18 protein-coding genes are annotated in these 16,915 nt (G+C 69.3%); 9 read left to right on the top strand and 9 right to left on the bottom strand.

Annotated elements, in window-relative coordinates; all coding sequences use genetic code 11:
• Positions 1 to 617: 617 nt before the first annotated feature.
• Complete coding sequence (locus ACFVJQ_RS11855) at positions 618 to 1,883, top strand: YibE/F family protein (RefSeq protein WP_385782974.1); 1,266 nt, start codon at positions 618 to 620, stop codon at positions 1,881 to 1,883.
• Positions 1,884 to 2,156: 273 nt separating this feature from the next.
• On the opposite strand, the gene ACFVJQ_RS11850 is transcribed toward ACFVJQ_RS11855, so the two are convergent.
• The 4 genes from ACFVJQ_RS11850 to ACFVJQ_RS11835 form a co-directional block, all read right to left on the bottom strand.
• Positions 2,157 to 2,594, bottom strand: coding sequence for an SsgA family sporulation/cell division regulator (locus tag ACFVJQ_RS11850; RefSeq protein WP_129798800.1), 438 nt, complete (start codon positions 2,592 to 2,594; stop codon positions 2,157 to 2,159).
• A gap of 98 nt (positions 2,595 to 2,692) precedes the next feature.
• A complete protein-coding gene (locus ACFVJQ_RS11845) occupies positions 2,693 to 3,418 on the bottom strand; it encodes an IclR family transcriptional regulator (protein WP_385510496.1) in 726 nt (241 codons plus the stop codon).
• A gap of 477 nt (positions 3,419 to 3,895) precedes the next feature.
• On the bottom strand, positions 3,896 to 4,108 hold the full coding sequence (locus tag ACFVJQ_RS11840; RefSeq protein WP_129798802.1) for a DUF5326 family protein: 213 nt from the start codon (positions 4,106 to 4,108) through the stop codon (positions 3,896 to 3,898).
• A 176-nt stretch (positions 4,109 to 4,284) separates the two neighbouring features.
• Positions 4,285 to 4,602: a cupin domain-containing protein gene (locus ACFVJQ_RS11835; RefSeq protein WP_224736529.1), complete on the bottom strand. Its 318-nt coding sequence runs from the start codon at positions 4,600 to 4,602 to the stop codon at positions 4,285 to 4,287.
• A gap of 59 nt (positions 4,603 to 4,661) precedes the next feature.
• Between ACFVJQ_RS11835 and ACFVJQ_RS11830 the strand changes: the two genes are divergently transcribed.
• The 5 genes from ACFVJQ_RS11830 to ACFVJQ_RS11810 all read left to right on the top strand — a co-directional run bounded on the left by ACFVJQ_RS11830 (position 4,662) and on the right by ACFVJQ_RS11810 (position 8,385).
• On the top strand, positions 4,662 to 5,039 hold the full coding sequence (locus tag ACFVJQ_RS11830; protein ID WP_385510494.1) for a phage holin family protein: 378 nt from the start codon (positions 4,662 to 4,664) through the stop codon (positions 5,037 to 5,039).
• Between the two features lie 6 nt (positions 5,040 to 5,045).
• Positions 5,046 to 5,537, top strand: a complete 492-nt coding sequence (locus ACFVJQ_RS11825; protein WP_385510493.1) for a low molecular weight protein-tyrosine-phosphatase — start codon at positions 5,046 to 5,048, stop codon at positions 5,535 to 5,537.
• Positions 5,534 to 6,679 carry a cystathionine gamma-lyase gene (locus ACFVJQ_RS11820; protein WP_385510491.1) on the top strand — a complete coding sequence of 382 codons (1,146 nt, stop codon included), beginning with the start codon at positions 5,534 to 5,536 and terminating at the stop codon, positions 6,677 to 6,679. Before ACFVJQ_RS11825 ends, ACFVJQ_RS11820 begins: the two co-directional genes overlap by 4 nt.
• Before the next feature lie 228 nt (positions 6,680 to 6,907).
• On the top strand, positions 6,908 to 7,813 hold the full coding sequence (locus tag ACFVJQ_RS11815; protein WP_385510490.1) for a LysR family transcriptional regulator: 906 nt from the start codon (positions 6,908 to 6,910) through the stop codon (positions 7,811 to 7,813).
• An 89-nt stretch (positions 7,814 to 7,902) separates the two neighbouring features.
• Positions 7,903 to 8,385: an NUDIX domain-containing protein gene (locus tag ACFVJQ_RS11810; protein WP_224736534.1), complete on the top strand. Its 483-nt coding sequence runs from the start codon at positions 7,903 to 7,905 to the stop codon at positions 8,383 to 8,385.
• Positions 8,386 to 8,407: 22 nt separating this feature from the next.
• Here ACFVJQ_RS11810 and ACFVJQ_RS11805 read toward each other — a convergent pair whose 3' ends face one another.
• Positions 8,408 to 10,300, bottom strand: coding sequence for a globin domain-containing protein (locus ACFVJQ_RS11805; RefSeq protein WP_385782965.1), 1,893 nt, complete (start codon positions 10,298 to 10,300; stop codon positions 8,408 to 8,410).
• A 415-nt stretch (positions 10,301 to 10,715) separates the two neighbouring features.
• A complete protein-coding gene (locus ACFVJQ_RS11800; RefSeq protein WP_385510488.1) occupies positions 10,716 to 11,348 on the bottom strand; it encodes an HAD family hydrolase in 633 nt (210 codons plus the stop codon).
• Positions 11,349 to 11,769: 421 nt separating this feature from the next.
• Here ACFVJQ_RS11800 and ACFVJQ_RS11795 point away from each other — a divergent pair, with 421 nt between their 5' ends.
• Positions 11,770 to 12,636: a GNAT family N-acetyltransferase gene (locus ACFVJQ_RS11795; protein ID WP_385510486.1), complete on the top strand. Its 867-nt coding sequence runs from the start codon at positions 11,770 to 11,772 to the stop codon at positions 12,634 to 12,636.
• Between the two features lie 64 nt (positions 12,637 to 12,700).
• On the opposite strand, the gene ACFVJQ_RS11790 is transcribed toward ACFVJQ_RS11795, so the two are convergent.
• Positions 12,701 to 13,123 (bottom strand): heme-binding protein, encoded by a 423-nt coding sequence (locus tag ACFVJQ_RS11790; protein WP_385510485.1) that lies wholly within the window; start codon positions 13,121 to 13,123, stop codon positions 12,701 to 12,703.
• Positions 13,124 to 13,169: 46 nt separating this feature from the next.
• Positions 13,170 to 14,378, bottom strand: a complete 1,209-nt coding sequence (locus ACFVJQ_RS11785; RefSeq protein WP_385510484.1) for an MFS transporter — start codon at positions 14,376 to 14,378, stop codon at positions 13,170 to 13,172.
• A 142-nt stretch (positions 14,379 to 14,520) separates the two neighbouring features.
• On the opposite strand from ACFVJQ_RS11785, the gene ACFVJQ_RS11780 reads away from it, so the two are divergent.
• Both ACFVJQ_RS11780 and ACFVJQ_RS11775 read left to right on the top strand, forming a co-directional pair.
• Positions 14,521 to 14,979 (top strand): MarR family winged helix-turn-helix transcriptional regulator, encoded by a 459-nt coding sequence (locus tag ACFVJQ_RS11780; RefSeq protein ID WP_385510483.1) that lies wholly within the window; start codon positions 14,521 to 14,523, stop codon positions 14,977 to 14,979.
• 9 nt (positions 14,980 to 14,988) lie between these two features.
• A complete protein-coding gene (locus ACFVJQ_RS11775; protein ID WP_385510482.1) occupies positions 14,989 to 15,441 on the top strand; it encodes a GNAT family N-acetyltransferase in 453 nt (150 codons plus the stop codon).
• A gap of 60 nt (positions 15,442 to 15,501) precedes the next feature.
• Here the strand turns inward: ACFVJQ_RS11775 and ACFVJQ_RS11770 are convergent, their stop codons facing one another.
• On the bottom strand, positions 15,502 to 16,887 hold the full coding sequence (locus tag ACFVJQ_RS11770) for a serine hydrolase domain-containing protein (protein WP_385510481.1): 1,386 nt from the start codon (positions 16,885 to 16,887) through the stop codon (positions 15,502 to 15,504).
• Between the last annotated feature and the right edge of the window lie 28 nt (positions 16,888 to 16,915).

The following is a 16,915-nucleotide window of genomic DNA, read 5'->3' as shown; positions in this document are numbered from 1 at the left end:
TTCGGGCGCGGTGAACAGAGGGGCCCGGTCGTTCTTGCGATGATCGGTCGGTGACCACGAATCAGCAGCCCCCGTTCCCGCCGCCCGACCCCCCGCGCGGAACCGGCCCTGGCATGGGCCCCGGAGCCGGCTCTGGAGCGGACAACGACCGTGGCACCGGCCGTGGCACCGGTGGTGGGCACGGTTTTGGTGGCGGGCAGGACTTCGGTGACTTCGGTGCCGGATATGGGGCCGGGGCCGGTGGTGAGCACCGGTCCGGAGCCCGTGGTGAGTACAGGTCCGGAGCCTGTGGTGAGTACAGGCCCGGAGCCGGTGATGGATACGGGTCCGGGGCCGCGGGTGGACAAGAGCGCGGGCCGGCTTCCGGGGTCGACGACCGGCAATCCGGGGCCGGCGGCCACAACTCGGGGGGCGGACCGAGACAGGAATCTGGCGGAGGGCCGGAGAACGGCTCTGGAGGCTGGCCCGAACAAGGCTCCGGTAGCGGACCGGCACAGGGCTCCGGTGGCGGACCGGGGCGCGGATCCGGTGGGCCGGGACAAGGATCAGGAGCCGGATCCGGTGCCGGGCACGGACACTCCCACAGTCACGGTCATGGGCCCGCGGCTCCCGTCTCCGTGCACCTGCGCAAGGTGATCGCGGCGGTCCTCATCCCGTTCGCCGCTGCCGTGGTGGTCGGCCTCGCGGTGCTCTGGCCCGGTGGCGCCCCACCGCACGAGCGCACCGGCGTCGGCTTCGACCGGCAGACCCAGCAGGCCACGGTCACCAAGATCGAGGAGTTGCCCTGCGACTCGGTCAACGCCTCGGCGGACACGCCGAACGGCGACACTTCCACCGCCGAGGGCTCCTCCGCACAGCAGCAGGCGAACGGCCTCTGCAAGAGGGCGACGATCCGGATCGACACCGGCAAGGACGAAGGCCGTACGTTCACCGAGATCGTGCAGCCGGACCAGTCACGGCAGCTGCACGAAGGCCAGAAGGTCGTGGCCGCCTACGAGCCTTCCGCCCCTGAGGACCTGCAGTACTCCGTCACCGACGTGAACCGCAGGCTCCCGATGGCACTGCTCGCCGGCATCTTCGCGGTGGCCGTCGTGGCCGTCGGCCGGATGCGCGGCCTCATGGCGCTCATCTCGCTGGCCATCAGCTTTCTGGTGCTGAACTTCTTCATCCTGCCCGCAATCCTCCAGGGTTCGAACCCGCTGGTCGTCGCGGTGGTCGGGGCGAGCGCCATCATGCTGGTCGCCCTGTATCTGTGCCACGGCCTGTCGGCCCGAACATCTGTTGCGGTGCTCGGCACCCTGGTCTCGCTGCTGCTGATCGGGGTGCTCGGTTCGCTGTTCATCGACTGGGCCGCGCTCACCGGCAACACCGACGACAACACGGGTCTGATCCACGGCCTGTATCCGTCGATCGACATGAGCGGTCTGCTGCTGGCCGGCATCATCATCGGTTCGCTCGGTGTGCTCGACGACGTGACGGTCACGCAGACCTCGGCGGTCTGGGAGTTGCACGAGGCCAACCCGACGATGGGCTGGCGCGGGCTGTACCGGGCAGGCATCCGCATCGGCCGCGACCACATCGCCTCGGTCGTCAACACGCTCGTCCTCGCCTACGCGGGCGCCGCACTGCCGCTGCTGCTGCTCTTCTCGATCGCGCAGAGCAGCGTGGGGACGGTCGCCAACAGCGAGCTGGTCGCCGAGGAGATCGTGCGCACGCTGGTGGGGTCCATCGGTCTGGTGGCATCGGTCCCGGTCACCACGGGACTCGCGGCCCTGGTGGTCTCCGCCGACCGGCACAGGACGGAGTCGGCGACACCGGCGGCGGCCGGGGGTGGCCCAGCTGCGGCGGCACGCGGCGGGAAGGGGCGGCGGCGCAAGCACTGAAGCGGATGCGGCAGACGCCTGCCGCGCGGCAGGCGGGAAAGCACGAATCCCAGCCGCGCGGCAGGCGTGAAAGCAGGAGACACCGGCTGAGGGCCGCCCCGGCTCGCCCCTGAGGAGACCGCCTCCTGAGGCTTCCCGAGGGCCCTGGAGAGCTCAGGAAGAAGCGTTCCTGCCGCAACCTACACATGCACCTCTCAGCCCCCGCCCGTGCCACCCACGGCCTTGCAGAGCCCCAGGCGAAGCGTTACACCACCCCACCCCGTCGCGCACGCGTCAGCCAGCGCTCTGCTCCTCGGCCAGGATGCGGTCCAAGGCCTCGTCGAGATGGGCGTCGAAGTCGGCGAGCGCGCCTTCCTGGCCCAGCGGCACCAGTTTGTCCGTACGGTCGAGGAAGGCGACCAGCGGCGCGGTCGACGATCGGAACAGCGCCTGGTCGCTGCCGACCTGAAGCCGGATCAGGACGTCGCCCAGCGACTCGGGCGCGACCGGCGAGACGCGGACATCGCCCTCCCCGCACGGCCGGCCCACCCCGTCGATCAGCAGCTCCCGGCCGAATGCCCAGGTCACCGGAGCGTCTCCCGGCAAATGGAAGGTCAGCCGCACGGCGTAGGGATCGCACGTCTCGTAGCGCAGCTCCACCGGAATGCGGAAGGAGAGCTCCTCGGACACGAGAAAGCTCATCATGACCTCTGCCTGTACGGACTCGCGCATCGCCTACCCCGTCATTTGCCGTCGACTGGCCGGGAACGAACTTCGGACACTGGTGGCATCTTGCTGAACGTACACACCAGATCACAAGGAGTGAGTTTTCAGATACTGATAGAGAGGGCGAGCGACCCCAGAAGGCGTCCGATCTCGCTCTGCAGCTGCCGTGCCGCGGGCAGCAGTCGGTCGGCCTGGTGGCAGGGCAGGGAAATGGCCATCGTCCCGGCCGTGGTGCCCAGCGTGATAGGAATCGCCGCGCACACGGTGCCCAGCGCGTACTCCTGGCGCTCGATGACCGGTTGCATCCGGCCCATCTGGTCGAGGCGTTGCAGCAACGTTTGGCTGTCACGGACCGTGTACGGGGTGATGGACTGCACGGGGTAGCGGTCAAGGTGGGCGCGGCGGGCGTCCTCGTCCAGCTGGGACAGCAGGCACTGGCCGATGGCGTGCGCATGCCCGGTCTCACGGAAGTCGGCCCATTCCTCGACCGCCGGGTTGCCGGGAGTGTCAGAGACGCACACCACCTCGATCTCGCCGTCGCGGTAGATCGCGTAGTACACGGGGACGCCGATCACATCCCGCCAGTGTGCGAGTGCCTCGGCGATCGTGCTGCGACGTTTCTCCTGCGCCCCGCTGCTGCTCAGCCGCTCAGCGGCCTCGCCGAGGAAGAACAGCCCTTTGTCGCGGCGTAGATAGCCCTCGTGCACCAGGGTGCGCAGCAGGTGGTACGTCGTGGGCAGGGCCAGGCCGGTCTCGCGGGCCAGTTGCTTGGCGGGTGCGCCGTGCTCATGCTCGGCGACGCATTCCAGCAGGCGCATCGCGCGCTGCACGGATCCGATGAGGGTCGCGGACTGCTGGGGAGCGGGAGGAGTCGACGGGGAGGTCGGGCCACTCGCCGGTCGGCGCGTCGCGCATGCCGTCGGGCGCGCTGGTGGAGGGGAGTTCGTCGGGGAGTCCGAGATCGGGCGTGATCGCTCGGGCCTGGCCCGGGGTGGTGTGGGCTGTTCGGGGGGCCTGACGCGGAGCGCCGAGGCCGGGAGGGGGGTCCGGGGGGGTGTGGGGGGTGCGGGGGATTGTGCGGGTGCGGTGTCAACCGTGGGCAAGGGTCACTCCCGAAGCGCGAGAGGGCGGGCCGTGCGGGGAAGGCTGGGGGTGTACGGAGGTGTACGCCGCTCGCGGGGTCGTCGTCCCCGCGTCGAGTTCCGGACTCTAACCGTCTGCCACCGCTTGCAGACGCTCCGTACGGAAACTTCCCTCGCCCGAGGGAACCGGTGATTCCTGTTACCGGTTCCCGTCACCCACTCCTGTCACCAGTCGCTGCGCGACGTGGAGCTCGTCGTGAACTTCCGTACGACGTAGATGAGTCCACCGACCAGCGCCACGAAGACCAGTACCTTGAACAGCAGCCCGATCACGAAGCCCACGACGCTGGCTATCAGGCCACCGAACACGACCAGGGCGATGACCGGCACCGCGATCCACTTCACCCACCACGGCAGACCCGTGAAGATCTCTCGCATCGCCCTTGTCCTTCTCTCTCTCCGCCCGCAAGGCGCACCGGCTCCGCTGAGCCGGCCGGTCCTGCCGGGTCCTGTGATGTCCTGCCTCAAGGCTAGGGCCGAGAGGGTGGCCAGCGGGGGCCTTGCAGCCCTTGTCCTCCCCTGACCGATCCCCTAGGGAACCCCGAGCCGGCGCATCAGCTCTCGGGCGGAGAGAACACCACGAGCACCCGCAGGTCCTCGCTGATGTGGTGGAACTTGTGGGCCACTCCGGCGGGGACGTACACCACGCTCCCGCGGGCCACGTCGGTGGTCTCCAGGCCGACGGTGATCGAAGCGCGTCCGCTCACGATGAAGTAGACCTCGTCCTGGTTGTGGGGTTTCTGTGGATCATGCTCGCCCGCATTGAGCGCGTACAGCCCGACCGACATGTTCCGCTCCCGCAGAAACTGCAGGTAGGCCCCTTCGTTGGCGGCGCGTTCCGCCTCCAGTTCGTCCAGCCGGAATGCCTTCATCGCCACTCGTCGCCTCGCGCCCGTACTCGTAACCGATCTCGTCTGCCACGATCAGACACATGAAGAATTTCGTAGTCAAGACGATCGCCAACGCGGGCGCCCTGGCGGTCGCCGTATGGCTGCTCGACAAGATCACCCTGACGGGTGACAGCACCGGCAAGAAAGTCGGCACGCTGATCCTCGTCGCGCTGATCTTCGGCCTGGTGAACTTCCTGGTCAAGCCGATCGTGAAGCTTCTGAGCCTTCCGCTGCTCATCCTGACACTCGGCCTGTTCACCCTGGTGGTGAACGCGCTGATGCTGCTGCTGACCTCGTGGCTGGCCGACAAGCTCGACCTGAGTTTCCACGTCGAGGGCTTCTGGACGGCCGTCCTGGGCGGTCTGATCATCTCGATCGTCTCCTGGGCGCTCAACGTCGTCCTGCCCGACGGGGACTGAGCGCCGATGACGTACCGCGTCTGCTTCGTCTGCACCGGCAACATCTGCCGCTCCCCGATGGCCGAGTCCGTGTTCCGCGCGCGCGTGGTGGCGGCCGGGCTGGACGGCCTGGTCGAGGTCGAGAGCGCCGGCACGGGCGGCTGGCACGAGGGCGATCCGGCCGATCCGCGCACCGTGGCCGTGCTCCAGGAGCACGGCCACGACGGTGAGCACACCGCACGTCAGTTCCAGCCGTCGTGGTTCTCCCGGCTCGATCTGGTCATCGCGCTCGACTCGGGCCACCTCAAGGTGCTGCGCCGCCTGGCGCCGACCGAGCAGGACGCGGCGAAGGTGCGCCTGCTGCGCTCCTACGACCCCGCTGCTAGCGGCGACCTCGAGGTCCCGGACCCGTACTACGGGGGCATGGACGGCTTCGAGGAGTGCCTTGAGATGGTGGAGGCGGCGAGCGAAGGACTGCTCGCCGCGGTACATGAGCACGTGGAAGGACGGGCAGCATGAGCGGTACGGGTGGGAGCAACGGTGTCGGTGACGGCACGCGCGCGGTGCGGGCCGGTCTGCCCGAGCCGGTGAAGCACGAGCCGACGCTGCCCGGTCCGGTGTTCGCCGCCCATTACCACCTGCCGGGCGACCCCACCGGCCCGTACACCTACGGCCGCGACGAGAACCCGACCTGGACTCACCTGGAGCGCGCGATCGGCGAGCTGGAGGCGCCCGGGCAGGACGACGTGGAGACACTGGTGTTCGCGTCCGGTATGGCCGCCATCTCGTCGGTGGTCTTCTCCCAGCTGCGCGCCGGGGACGCGGTCGTCCTGCCCAGCGACGGCTACCAGGTACTGCCCCTGGTGCGCGCCCAGCTGGAGGCGTACGGCATCGAGGTGCGCACCGCCCCGACCGCCGGCGATGCCCAGCTGGACGTCCTCGACGGCGCGAAGCTCCTGTGGATCGAGACCCCGTCGAACCCCGGGCTGGACGTGTGCGACGTCCGGCGGCTCGCAGAGGCGGCACGCGCGCGTGGCGCCCTTGTCGCGGTCGACAACACGCTCGCGACACCGCTCGGACAGCGCCCGCTGGAGCTCGGCGCCGACTTCTCCGTGGCCAGCGGAACCAAGCAGCTCACCGGGCACGGCGACATCCTCCTGGGCTACGTCGCCGGCCGCGACCCTGCGGCAATGGCTGCCGTACGCCGCTGGCGCAAGATCGTCGGTGCGATTCCCGGCCCCATGGAGGCCTGGCTCGCGCACCGTTCGATCGCCACGCTCCAGCTGCGCGTGGACCGGCAGAACGCGAGCGCCCTCGCGGTCGCCGAGGCGCTGCGCGACTGGCCCGAGGATCTCGGAGTGCGCTACCCGGGACTGATGAACGACCCCTCGTACAAGATTGCCTCGCAGCAGATGCACCGCTATGGGTGCGTGGTTTCCTTCAGCCTGCCCACGCGCGCGCGTGCGGACCGTTTTCTCGACGCGCTACGGCTCGTGGACGACGCGACGAGCTTCGGCGGGGTGCGCTCCACGGCCGAGCGGCGTGGGCGCTGGGGAGGGGACGCGGTTGCGGAGGGCTTCATTCGGCTGTCGGTCGGTGCCGAGGATCCCGGGGATCTGGTGGCGGATGTGCTGGCCGCGCTGGACGAGTCGGCGAAGTGACCGCTTTCCGGACGCCCGGTGGGTGTCCGGGCTACGTAGAACGGACGGTCCGAGCCTCCCCCCTCGTGGCTCGGACCGTCCTCGGTTCTGCGCGCGAAGAACCGCGCGAACAAGGCTAGTTGACTCTGTGTCAGTGTCCAATCACAGTAGCGACAGAGACCTATCGACTTATTTATAGTTGGGCCCTGCCCGGGGGCGGGAGACAGGCAGGGAAGGGGAGGGCGTTCCATGGATCTGGCCTTGCTGCGCACGTTCGTCACCGTGCACCGGGCCGGTTCCTTCACTCGCGCCGCCGCCCTGCTGGGCCTCTCCCAGCCGGCTGTCACCTCGCAGATCCGCACGCTGGAACGACAGCTGGGCCGCCCGCTGTTCCTGCGGCAGGCCCGGGGAGTGACGCCGACGACCATCGGCGACGAGCTCGCACACAAGGCCGCTCCGCATCTGGACGCCTTGGTGGAGATAGCCGAGAGCGGGCTCGACGACGAGTCCTCGTTACGCACCCTGCATCTGGCGGGGCCCCCTGAGTTCACCGCCGAGCGGGCACTGCCCGCGCTCGTGGAACTGACCGGCGAGGACGGACAGGGCTTCGCGCTACGCGCGTCCTTCGGCAACGCCGAGGAGACCCTGGAAGGGCTGGCCGCCGGCCATCACGATCTGGCCATCTGCACAGCCCAGCCGCGCGGCGGACTGCTCACGGCGACTGCGCTGTGCGACGAGGAGCACGTCCTGGTCGCCGCCCCGCACTGGGCCGAGCAGATCGGAACCGGGACGCTGCACGACAAGGGCGCGTCCGCCCTGGAGAACCTGCCCGTCGTCGAGGTGCACGAGTCGCTGCCCTTTGTCTCCCGCTACTGGGCCTCTGTCTTCGACTCCCGCCCCGCCGCCTCCGGCACCGTCATCGTCCCGGACCTGCGTGCCGTCCTCGCCTGCACGGCCGCCGGTGCCGGGCTGTCGGTCCTGCCCCGCTACCTCTGCGAGACCGCCCTGAAGCGTGGTGACGTCGTCGCTCTGCATGATCCGGCCGTACCGCCGCTGCGGACGTACTTCCTGGTCGTGCGCACCGGCACCCTGGCCATGCCGCACATCGCACGGGCCCATGAGTGGCTGCAGCGCGCGGCCGCCGAATGGTGCTGAACCGAGCAATCGGGAGGCCTCACGCGCTGGGCTCGACCGATGACGTTTCGCGATGTTTCACGTGGAACCAGCCGGGCCACATTTCTCCCATGACCGTCCGACCCGTGGTCAAGCGCACTGCCCGCGCCGTTCTCCTGGACGGCGACGACCTGATCCTGATCAAGCGCACCAAGCCCGGCGTGGATCCCTACTGGGTCACTCCCGGTGGCGGTGTCGAACCAGGAGACCCCACCGTCGTCCATGCTCTGCATCGCGAGGTGTACGAGGAGCTGGGCGCCAAGATCACCGATGTTGTGCCGTGCTTTGTGGACACCGTCGAGCACATCGGCGAGGACGGCGGCGCGACCGGTGTGAAGGTGCAGCACTTCTTCGTCTGCCGACTCGAGTCCATGGATCCGTCCCTGCGGCACGGTCCCGAGGTGGACGAGCCCGCGGGCGAGTACGAGATCGTACGGGTGCCGTTCACCCGTGTCGGGATCGCCTCCGTCCATCTCGTACCCCTGTCGCTGCGGCACTACCTCGACGGGAACATCGAGGGCGTCCGGGCCATGCACGCTCCCGATCTGGGCTGACCCGACCGTGGCCGGCCCCGGGTCAGCTTCCGGCGGCGACGAGTTCCTCCACCGAGTCGTGGCGTATGCGCTCCGAGGGAATGCCGGCGTCCCGCAGGGCGTCCACGCCGCTGCGGATCATTCCGGGCGGGCCCGAGAGGTAGGCGTCGTACTCGTTCCAGGGGCCGTACTCCCTTATGGCATCGGGGAGCTGGAGATGTGCCTGCTGGTCGATGATCGCGCGGACCGAGAGCCAGGGGTGTGTCTGCTGGAGCCTGAGCATCGTGTCGATGTCGTACAGGTCGTGGTCGGTGCGGGCTCCGTAGAAGACCTCGACGGGGCGCCGCTCGCCGTGCTCGGCGACGTCCTCGACCAGCGCCTTGATGGGCGCTATACCCGTGCCACCGCCCAGACAGAGCAGTCCGCTGCCGGTGGAGTGGTCCACGGTCATCGAACCGGCCGGCGGGCCGAGGCGGACGACGTCACCGGGGCGGGCGCGGTGCACCAGGGCGTTGGAGACCCAGCCCGCGGGGACCGCCTTCACATGGAAGCTGAGCAGTCCGTCGGAGCGAGGTGCCGACGCGAAGGAGTAGTGCCGCCATATGCGCGGCCACCACGGCGTCTCCAGGCTCGTGTACTGCCCGGCGAGAAAGGGATACGGCTGGTCGGGGCGAACCGTGATGACCGCGACGTCCGATGTCCTCAAGTCGTGCGAGACAACCTCGGCGTACCACCAGGCCGGTGCGCGCAGCTCGTCCGCAGCCGCGGCATCGATCATGACCTGCGAGATGGTCGTGTACGCCCGCACCCACGCCGCCTCGGTCTCCCCGTCCCAGACCGACTCCGCGTACCGGCTCAGCGCGCCGATCAGACACTCGCCAACGGCCGGATAGTGCTCGGGGCGCGTGCCGTACTTGCGGTGGCCGCGGCCCAGGTTCTGCAGATACGGGACCAGGACGTCGGCGTTGTCGATGTGCTCGGCGGCAGTGAGCAGCGCCTTGAGCAGGCGGTCCCGCTGGGCGTCCATCGCGGCGGGGAAGAGGGGCCGCAGATCGGGGTGGCGGACGAAGAGCAGCGCGTAGAAGTACGAGGTGACCTTGTCGGCCACGGGGGCCACGGTGGTCATGGTCCGGCGGATGAGGACGGCGTCCGGGGAGGCGTCCTCGTGGGCGGTGGGCTGATCAGCGTGCGGAGCGGGCAGATCGGCGTTGGAGGCGGGGCCGACTGCGGGCGCCGTGCCGGCAGCGAAGAGAGACGGCTCCGTGTGTTCGGCGGCGGCGGTCCGTTGCGCGGGCACGCGGTGAGCGGAGGGCGGCGGCGCGGTGGAGGCGGGCTGCGCGGGCGGTACCTCGGTGGGGAGGGGGGCTCGCTGGGTGGTGGACCGCTCCTGTGTGGTGATGGGAGGGCCTTGAGCAGCGGACGGTGCTGCGGTGAGGGCAGTCACGTGCTGAGCGGCGGACGGCACCTCGGTAGGGAGGGGGACGCGTTGAGCAGCGGGCGGTGCGTCGGGGGCTGCGGTCAGGCGGTCGGCGGGCGGCGTCTCGGTGCGGGCCGGGGCGGGGGCAGGCGCGGATATCGCGGGTGCCGTTATTCGCTCACGATCCGTCCCGGCGTCGGCTGCGGCCGGCTGGGGGCCAGGAGCTCCGTAGCCGCGCGGCTCGGGGTGGGTGGCTGAGGTCGGCGAGCCCGCGGCCTGCGCTTGTGTGTGCGGCTCCGTCACCTGCGGTGTGGCACCCCGTGCGACCTCGTCCGGCGGCGCCTCGTGATCAGTCCCGGTGGTTGTCCTGCCTACCGGGCGCATCGCGGCCAAGCGCCGACCATCTGCCGTCTCCCGCTCGCTGCCCGGGGTCGGCATCGGCTTCTTGCGCGGCGTGAACCAGCCGCCCCCGCCGTCTGAAGTGCCGTTGTCGGCCGACGTGGTGGTCGGAGCGTCCATGGTGTGCCTCGCCTCGAACATCTTTCGGTCGGTCTGCGCACTTCCTCGGTCGGAAGATGCCTGCTTCCCCCGTAGCCGGCTGCTTTTCCCCGTTCGCTGTCGCGGTCAACGCGGCCCTATTCAACTCGTGTTCCCACTTCGTACGGACAAGTAGGGCAAGAGTGTGACATTGGCCGCAGTACTCTCCTCGCAGCGTCTCACTTCACGCGGAAACCTCAGCCGCTTAACCCAGAATGCGGGTCGTCGATCTCTCCGTCCCGTTAGGCTCCCTTGCCCCTCTTTCCGTCCGCACGGGAAGGGCGCACCACATCCCGGACGGCAACCGGAGTCGACCATACCGGCCCCCGCGCCCCACACAAGTCCCCCCTTGACCCACCACTCTTTTGACCAAGGGGCGAACCAGCAGTTCCCTCAATTACCGGGCGGCGCAGACCAATTCATAGGCATCCCACAGATCCCTCCCCGTATAGGAGTGGGTTGCGAGAGCCGCCAGATGGTGGTCCGCGTTGACCGCGACGGATACCGGAACGGCGCCGAAGAGATCCCGGTCCGACGACGAGTCCCCGTACGCGACGCAGTCCGCGCGCGTCACGCCGAACTCCTGGCACAGCCGGTCGGCGATGAGGACCTTGGCCGCGGCACTGAGGACTCCGGCGGGGTCCACAGGCTCGGTGAACGGCACCGCAGGGAAGCGGGATCCGTGTGCCGCATGCGCACCCCACGCCGTGAGCCGCTCCACGAAGAACGATGGAGACAGTGACACGACAGCGCAGTAGTCGCCCGCGCGCCTGATCTCCGCCCAGACGTCACGGATACGCCCCAGCCAGGGTGCACCGTCGAAGGCTGCGGCCACGTGCGCCTCCGTGAGATCCGCCCAAAGCGCATGTACCCGCTGCGCATATTCCGGGGGGCCGATCAGCCCGGCTGCGATCTCCTGGTCGAGCGCCACGGTCTCGGACTCCAGCCCGAGTTGCCGCGAGATCTCCACGGGCGCGGAGCTGCCGTGCAGCAACGTGCCGTCGAGATCGAAGAGATGAAGTCTCGCCATGGCATGCGAGGCTAGGGCCTCTCCGGCCGATCATGCCGCAGACGCGGGGTCTGGCACGCACATCTGCCGCGTTGCCGTCGGTTACCGACTCCCCCACGCTCGGCTTCGCTCGCGCGGAAGGGGCCCCCATCGCGTCGACTCCCTACTCCGCCTTGCAGCTGCACGCACCAGACCCCGCTCACCGGCACTACCAAGGCACCGTCACTTTCCTGCGACTTGATCGGCCGGACAGGCCCTGGCGAGAGGAGTGTTCCCGCCGCGTACTGAGCCAGATGGATGCCCGCCGTTCTCCGATGTTTCACGTGAAACACCCCGCGCCTGTCCACCCACTCCGCTGCTCGCCACGACAATGGCCAAAAGCACTTACGTCTCTCCTGAAACCAGTGGACGTCGGGGGCATCGGTCGGCCAGCCTGACCTGCGTGCCTACTCCTGCCCTCGCCGCTCTGCCGATCCGCCGTCTGACGCTCCGCGACCTCACCGCCTGCGCCGACTTGTCCGAGGACCGGGGGTGGCCGCGAGAGGAACACAGGTGGGGCTTCCTTCTCACCGCCGGCAAGGGATACGGCATCGACGACCCCGACGGAGGGCTCGTCGCCGCATGCACGGTCACCGAATACGGGCCGCAGGAACGCCCTGAGCTCGGAGCTGTCGGTATGGTCCTGGTCGCCGAGCGGCACGCCCGCCAGGGTGTCGGACGGCGACTGATGCGCCATGTGATCTCGATCATGGGCACCACACCCCTGACCCTGCACGCGACCCCGAACGGCCGCCCGCTCTACGAGGAACTCGGCTTCAAGGTCACTGGGCGTGCGGAGATGCTGCGCGGCCCCTTCATGCCGGGCGGCCCCGAGCTCACAGTGGCCACCCGCCCCGCGACAGCCGAGGACCTCACCACGCTCCTTCGGCTCGACCTGGAGGTGTTCGGCGCCGATCGCACGCACATCATCACCCGGCTGCCGGCCTTCGCCGACCAGGTCCGCGTCGCTGAGGAGGACGGCCGGATCATCGGGTACGCGGCTGCCTGGCCCAACATGCACACCCATGTCGTGGGCCCGCTCATCGCCCGGGACACCGAAACGGCGAAGGCGCTGATCGCCTCGCTCGCCGCCCACACCGACCGCCCGCTGCGCACCGACATCGACGTACGGCACGAGGAGCTGCTGGCGTGGGCGAAGGAGCGAGGGCTGGCGTCGGTCGCCTTCAACGCGGTCATGACGTACGGGGTCGCGGAGCTGCCCGGTGACTGGAGCCGGCGCTTCGCTCCGCTGACGGTGGCTGCCGGCTGATACTCCGGCACGAGTAACGCCGGTCCCTCCAGGGAACCGGCGTTACCCGCTAATCGGGGCCAGGTCAGGCGAGTGCCTCCGCGGCGGCCATGGCGAAGCCATGGTCCTGATCCGGTGCGCCTCCGCCGACACCGATCGCACCGATCAGTCGCCCGTCGCGATGGATCGGCAGACCGCCCGCGATGAACAGCAGCGGCCGGTCGAGCGCGGTGGGCAGGGAGTGGAAGGGCCCGTCGGGCTTGACCGCGTCGACGAGGTCGGCGGTTGGCGCGTTCAGTTGGAGGGCCGTGTACGCCTTGCGGGTGCTGGTCTCGCCAGATATCAGCACGGCCCGGTCGTCGCGCCGGAACGCGAGCAGGTGACCGCCGGCGTCCAGGACGGTGACGCTGACGGTCGCTGCGGCGGCCTCGGCGGCGCGACGGGCCACGGTGACGAGGATCTCGGCGTCCTGGATGGTCAGGGGCGCGACGGTGGTGGACGTGGTCATGCGGGACTTCTCCTTGCGGGTATGACTGGCGAGGGGGGTCGGCGGGTCAGTGGTGGACGGCAGCCCGCTGCTCGGTGGGCGCACCGGACGCCACCACGGCACTGGGGGCGCTCTCGCGGCGCTCCAGAGCGGCCGAGAGGAAGGCGAGGACCAGAGCGGCCGCGGCGAGGACGGCGCCGACCCAGTTGGGGGCGGTGTAGCCGAGACCGGCCGCGATGACGAGGCCGCCGAGCCAGGCGGCGAGGGCGTTGCCGAGGTTGAACGCGCCGATGTTCACCGCGGAGGCCAGGGTGGGAGCGCCGTGCGCCTGGTCGAGAACGCGCTTCTGCAGCGGCGGGACGGTGGCGAAACCCAGGGCACCGATCAGCGCGATGGTCACGGCCGAAAGGATCTTGTCGTGTGCCGTCAGCGTGAAGAGCGCGAGCACGACGGCCAGGGCGCCCAGGGAGACGTACAGCATGGGCATCAGGGCGCGGTCGGCGAACCTGCCGCCGACCAGGTTGCCGCCGACCATGCCGAGGCCGAAGAGGACCAGCAGCCAGGTGACGGAGCCGTCGGCGAAGCCGGCGACGTGGGTCATCATCGGCGCGATGTAGGTGATGGCCGCGAAGACTCCGCCGAAGCCGAGGACGGTCATCGCCATGGCGAGCAGAACCTGGACGTTCTTGAAGGCAGCCAGCTCGTGGCGCAGGTGCACGCCCTCGGGCTTGGGCATCTCCGGGACGAGCTTGGCGATGCCGGCCAGACCGACGACGCCCAGCACGGCCACGATGGCGAAGGTGACCCGCCAGCCGACGGACTGCCCGACGAGCGTGCCCAGTGGGACGCCCACGACATTGGCGACGGTCAGACCCGTGAACATCATCGCGATGGCTCCGGCCTTCTTGTCAGGGGCGACCAGTTCGGCCGCGACAACCGAGCCGATACCGAAGAAGGCACCGTGGGCGAGGGAGGCGACCACGCGGCCGACGAGCATCAGCCCGAAGACGGGAGCGATGGCGGAGAGCAGGTTGCCGACGATGAACAGGCCCATCAACACCATCAGCATCCGCTTGCGGGAGACCTTCGTGCCGAGCACGGTCATCAGCGGGGCACCGAACATCACACCGAGCGCATAGCCGGTCACGAGGAAGCCGGCGGTCGGGATGGAGACCCCGAAGTCGGCCGCGACCTCGGGCAGCAAGCCCATGATCACGAATTCGGTCGTGCCGATTCCGAAGGCCCCGATCGCGAGGGCCAGAAGCGCGAGAGGCATGGGGGTGTACACCTTCCCAGAGATTGCAGGAGCGCTTTACGTGCGTCGACAATAGTTGCATGCGCTTGTTATGTGCAACCGCAGGCTATTGCAGCCGTGCTCTATCCTGGATTCCAGCCGCTCCGGGACGGAGGAAACGCCAATGACAGCGACGGACCCCGCGCTCACCGCCCTCGCCCAGGGCTGGTGCGCCCTCTCCCTGCTGCACGGGAGGATCGAGGCGCACATCGAGCGCGCCCTGCAGGCCCAGCACGGCCTCAGCGTGCGCGAGTACTCCCTGCTCGACGTGCTCAGCCGACAGCACGACGGCGACGGCGGGCACCTGCAGATGAAGCAGGTCGCGGACGCGGTCGTCCTCAGCCAGAGCGCCACCACGCGCCTGGTCACCCGGCTCGAGGACCGCGGTCTGCTGGAGCGCTACCTGTGCCCCACCGACCGCCGGGGCATCTACACCAACGTCACCGAGGCGGGCCTGAAGCTGCTGGAGGAGGCGCGGCCGACCAACGACGCGGCCCTGCGTGAGGCGCTCGACGAGGCCGCCAAGAACCCCGAACTTGCCCCGCTGGTCCGGGTTGTGGAGTCGGTGAAGGTGCCCGCATAGGGTGCAGCCATGGGAGATCTCGAGATACGAGCCGCGGTCACCGACGACATCCCCGCAATCGTCGGCATGCTCGCGGACGACCCACTGGGCGCCCGGCGCGAGTCACCGGACGACCTGGCCCCGTACCTCGCAGCGCTGGAGCGGCTCAGCGCGGACCTGAACCAGCATCTGATGGTCGCTGTTCGCGAGGGCCGCGTGGTCGGCACGCTCCAGCTCACGATCGTTCCCGGGCTGTCCAGGCGCGGCGCCACCAGGTCGATCATCGAAGGTGTACGGATTCATGCCGATGAGCGCGGCAGTGGGCTGGGCACCCAGCTCATTCAGTGGGCTATCGATGAATCCCGGAACCAGAACTGCCAGTTGGTACAACTGACCTCCGACTCCTCACGTACGGACGCCCACCGCTTCTACGAGCGGCTCGGATTCACGGCGTCCCACGTGGGCTTCAAGCTCGCGCTCTGAACGAACGAGGGCTGTGTTTCACGTGAAACACAGCCCTCCTCATGTCGCGGGACGGTGACGCTACCTGATTCCCCGCCACCCCTCCGCGTCCACTCCGCCCGGCACTTCCGCGTTCTCGTCGTACGGCTGACGCGTGAACACGAACGAACCGAGGTCCAGATGACTCACGGACCCGTCCGGACGGCGCACGGCACGCAGAAGTTCTCCGGCGTAGTAGCCCTCCAGGCCCGTCCAGGTGCCGTCACCATTGGCCCGGAAGCGCGAACGGCGGCCGTTGCCGGACAGCGGCTCCAGCGACACACCTCCGTCGCCGGTCAGCCGCAGGGCAAACGCGTAAGTCCCCCAATACCACTGCCCCGCCAACTCCAGGACGGAAGCGTCGACGTCCGACAGCGGGCTCCATGGTTCGGGAATCCGCGGTTCTGCCTCGGCGACGATACGCACGAGGTCCGCGCCCACGGCGGCCAACAGCGGACCGGAGGTGCAGTTGGCCAGCACCACCACCGCGACGTCGTCCGCCACGCTGATGGTGAGGTTCGCCAGGAAGCCCGGCAGCGACCCGGAGTGGCCGACGAGCAGACGCCCGTCATGGTGCTGGATCTGGAGCCCGAGCCCGTAGGTGACCCCGTCCGCGACATCAGCAGCCTCTGCCGGCGCGGCGGGCATCCGCATCTCCCGCACAGTCTCCGCGCTCAGCACCCGATCGTCGCCCTGCGCCAGGAAGACCGCGAATCGGGCCAAGTCTCCCGTGGTGGACCAGAGTTGACCGGCCGGGGCCATCCGGCCGAGATCTTCCGCAGGCTCCGGCAGCAGCACATCGGCCCAGGGATGCACCGCCCAGCCGCCCGCATGCGGGGCCGACGGCTGTGCGCTCGTTCGGTTGAGGCCCAGAGGTTCGAGCACTTCGCGCCGGAGTACCTCCTCCCAGGAAGCCCCGCGCAGCTGCTCAACCAGGGCACCCAACAGCGTGTAGCCGGGGTTCGAGTAGTGGAACCGGCGCCCGATCGGATGCAGGAAAGGATCATCGCCGAGCACATCGGCCAACTCCGGACGCAGCACCCCCGGGCTGCGCTCCCACCACGGAGCGGGTGATTCGGCGACCAGACCACTGGTGTGCGCCAGCAGTTCGGCGATGGTGGCCTCGCCCGCACCGGTGCCGGGCAGATGCTTCTCCAGCCGGTCGCCGAGATCGAGCAGGCCCTCGTCGCGCAGACGCAGCACGAGCACCGCAGTGAACGTCTTGGTGATCGAGCCGATCCGGTACTGCACGTTCTCGTCCGGCGCGTGTCCGTCCACCGACGTCCGCGCACCGTGCCACACGGTCCGCCCGTCCCGCACGACCGCTGCGACCAGCGACGGAGAACGCCCTTCGGACTGGGCCACGGCGATGCGGTGCAGCAGCGCCCGGCGTGTGCCCGGGAGCAGCTCTTCCTGAATTGTCGTCATGCCCACAGTTCATCCGGCCGGACAGCGC

Origin of the sequence: Streptomyces sp. NPDC127197, assembly GCF_042672405.1 — a bacterium.
Lineage (GTDB): Bacteria > Actinomycetota > Actinomycetes > Streptomycetales > Streptomycetaceae > Streptomyces > Streptomyces flavusporus.
Note: the sequence above shows the minus strand (reverse complement) of the source record. Positions and strands in the feature narration are given on the sequence as shown.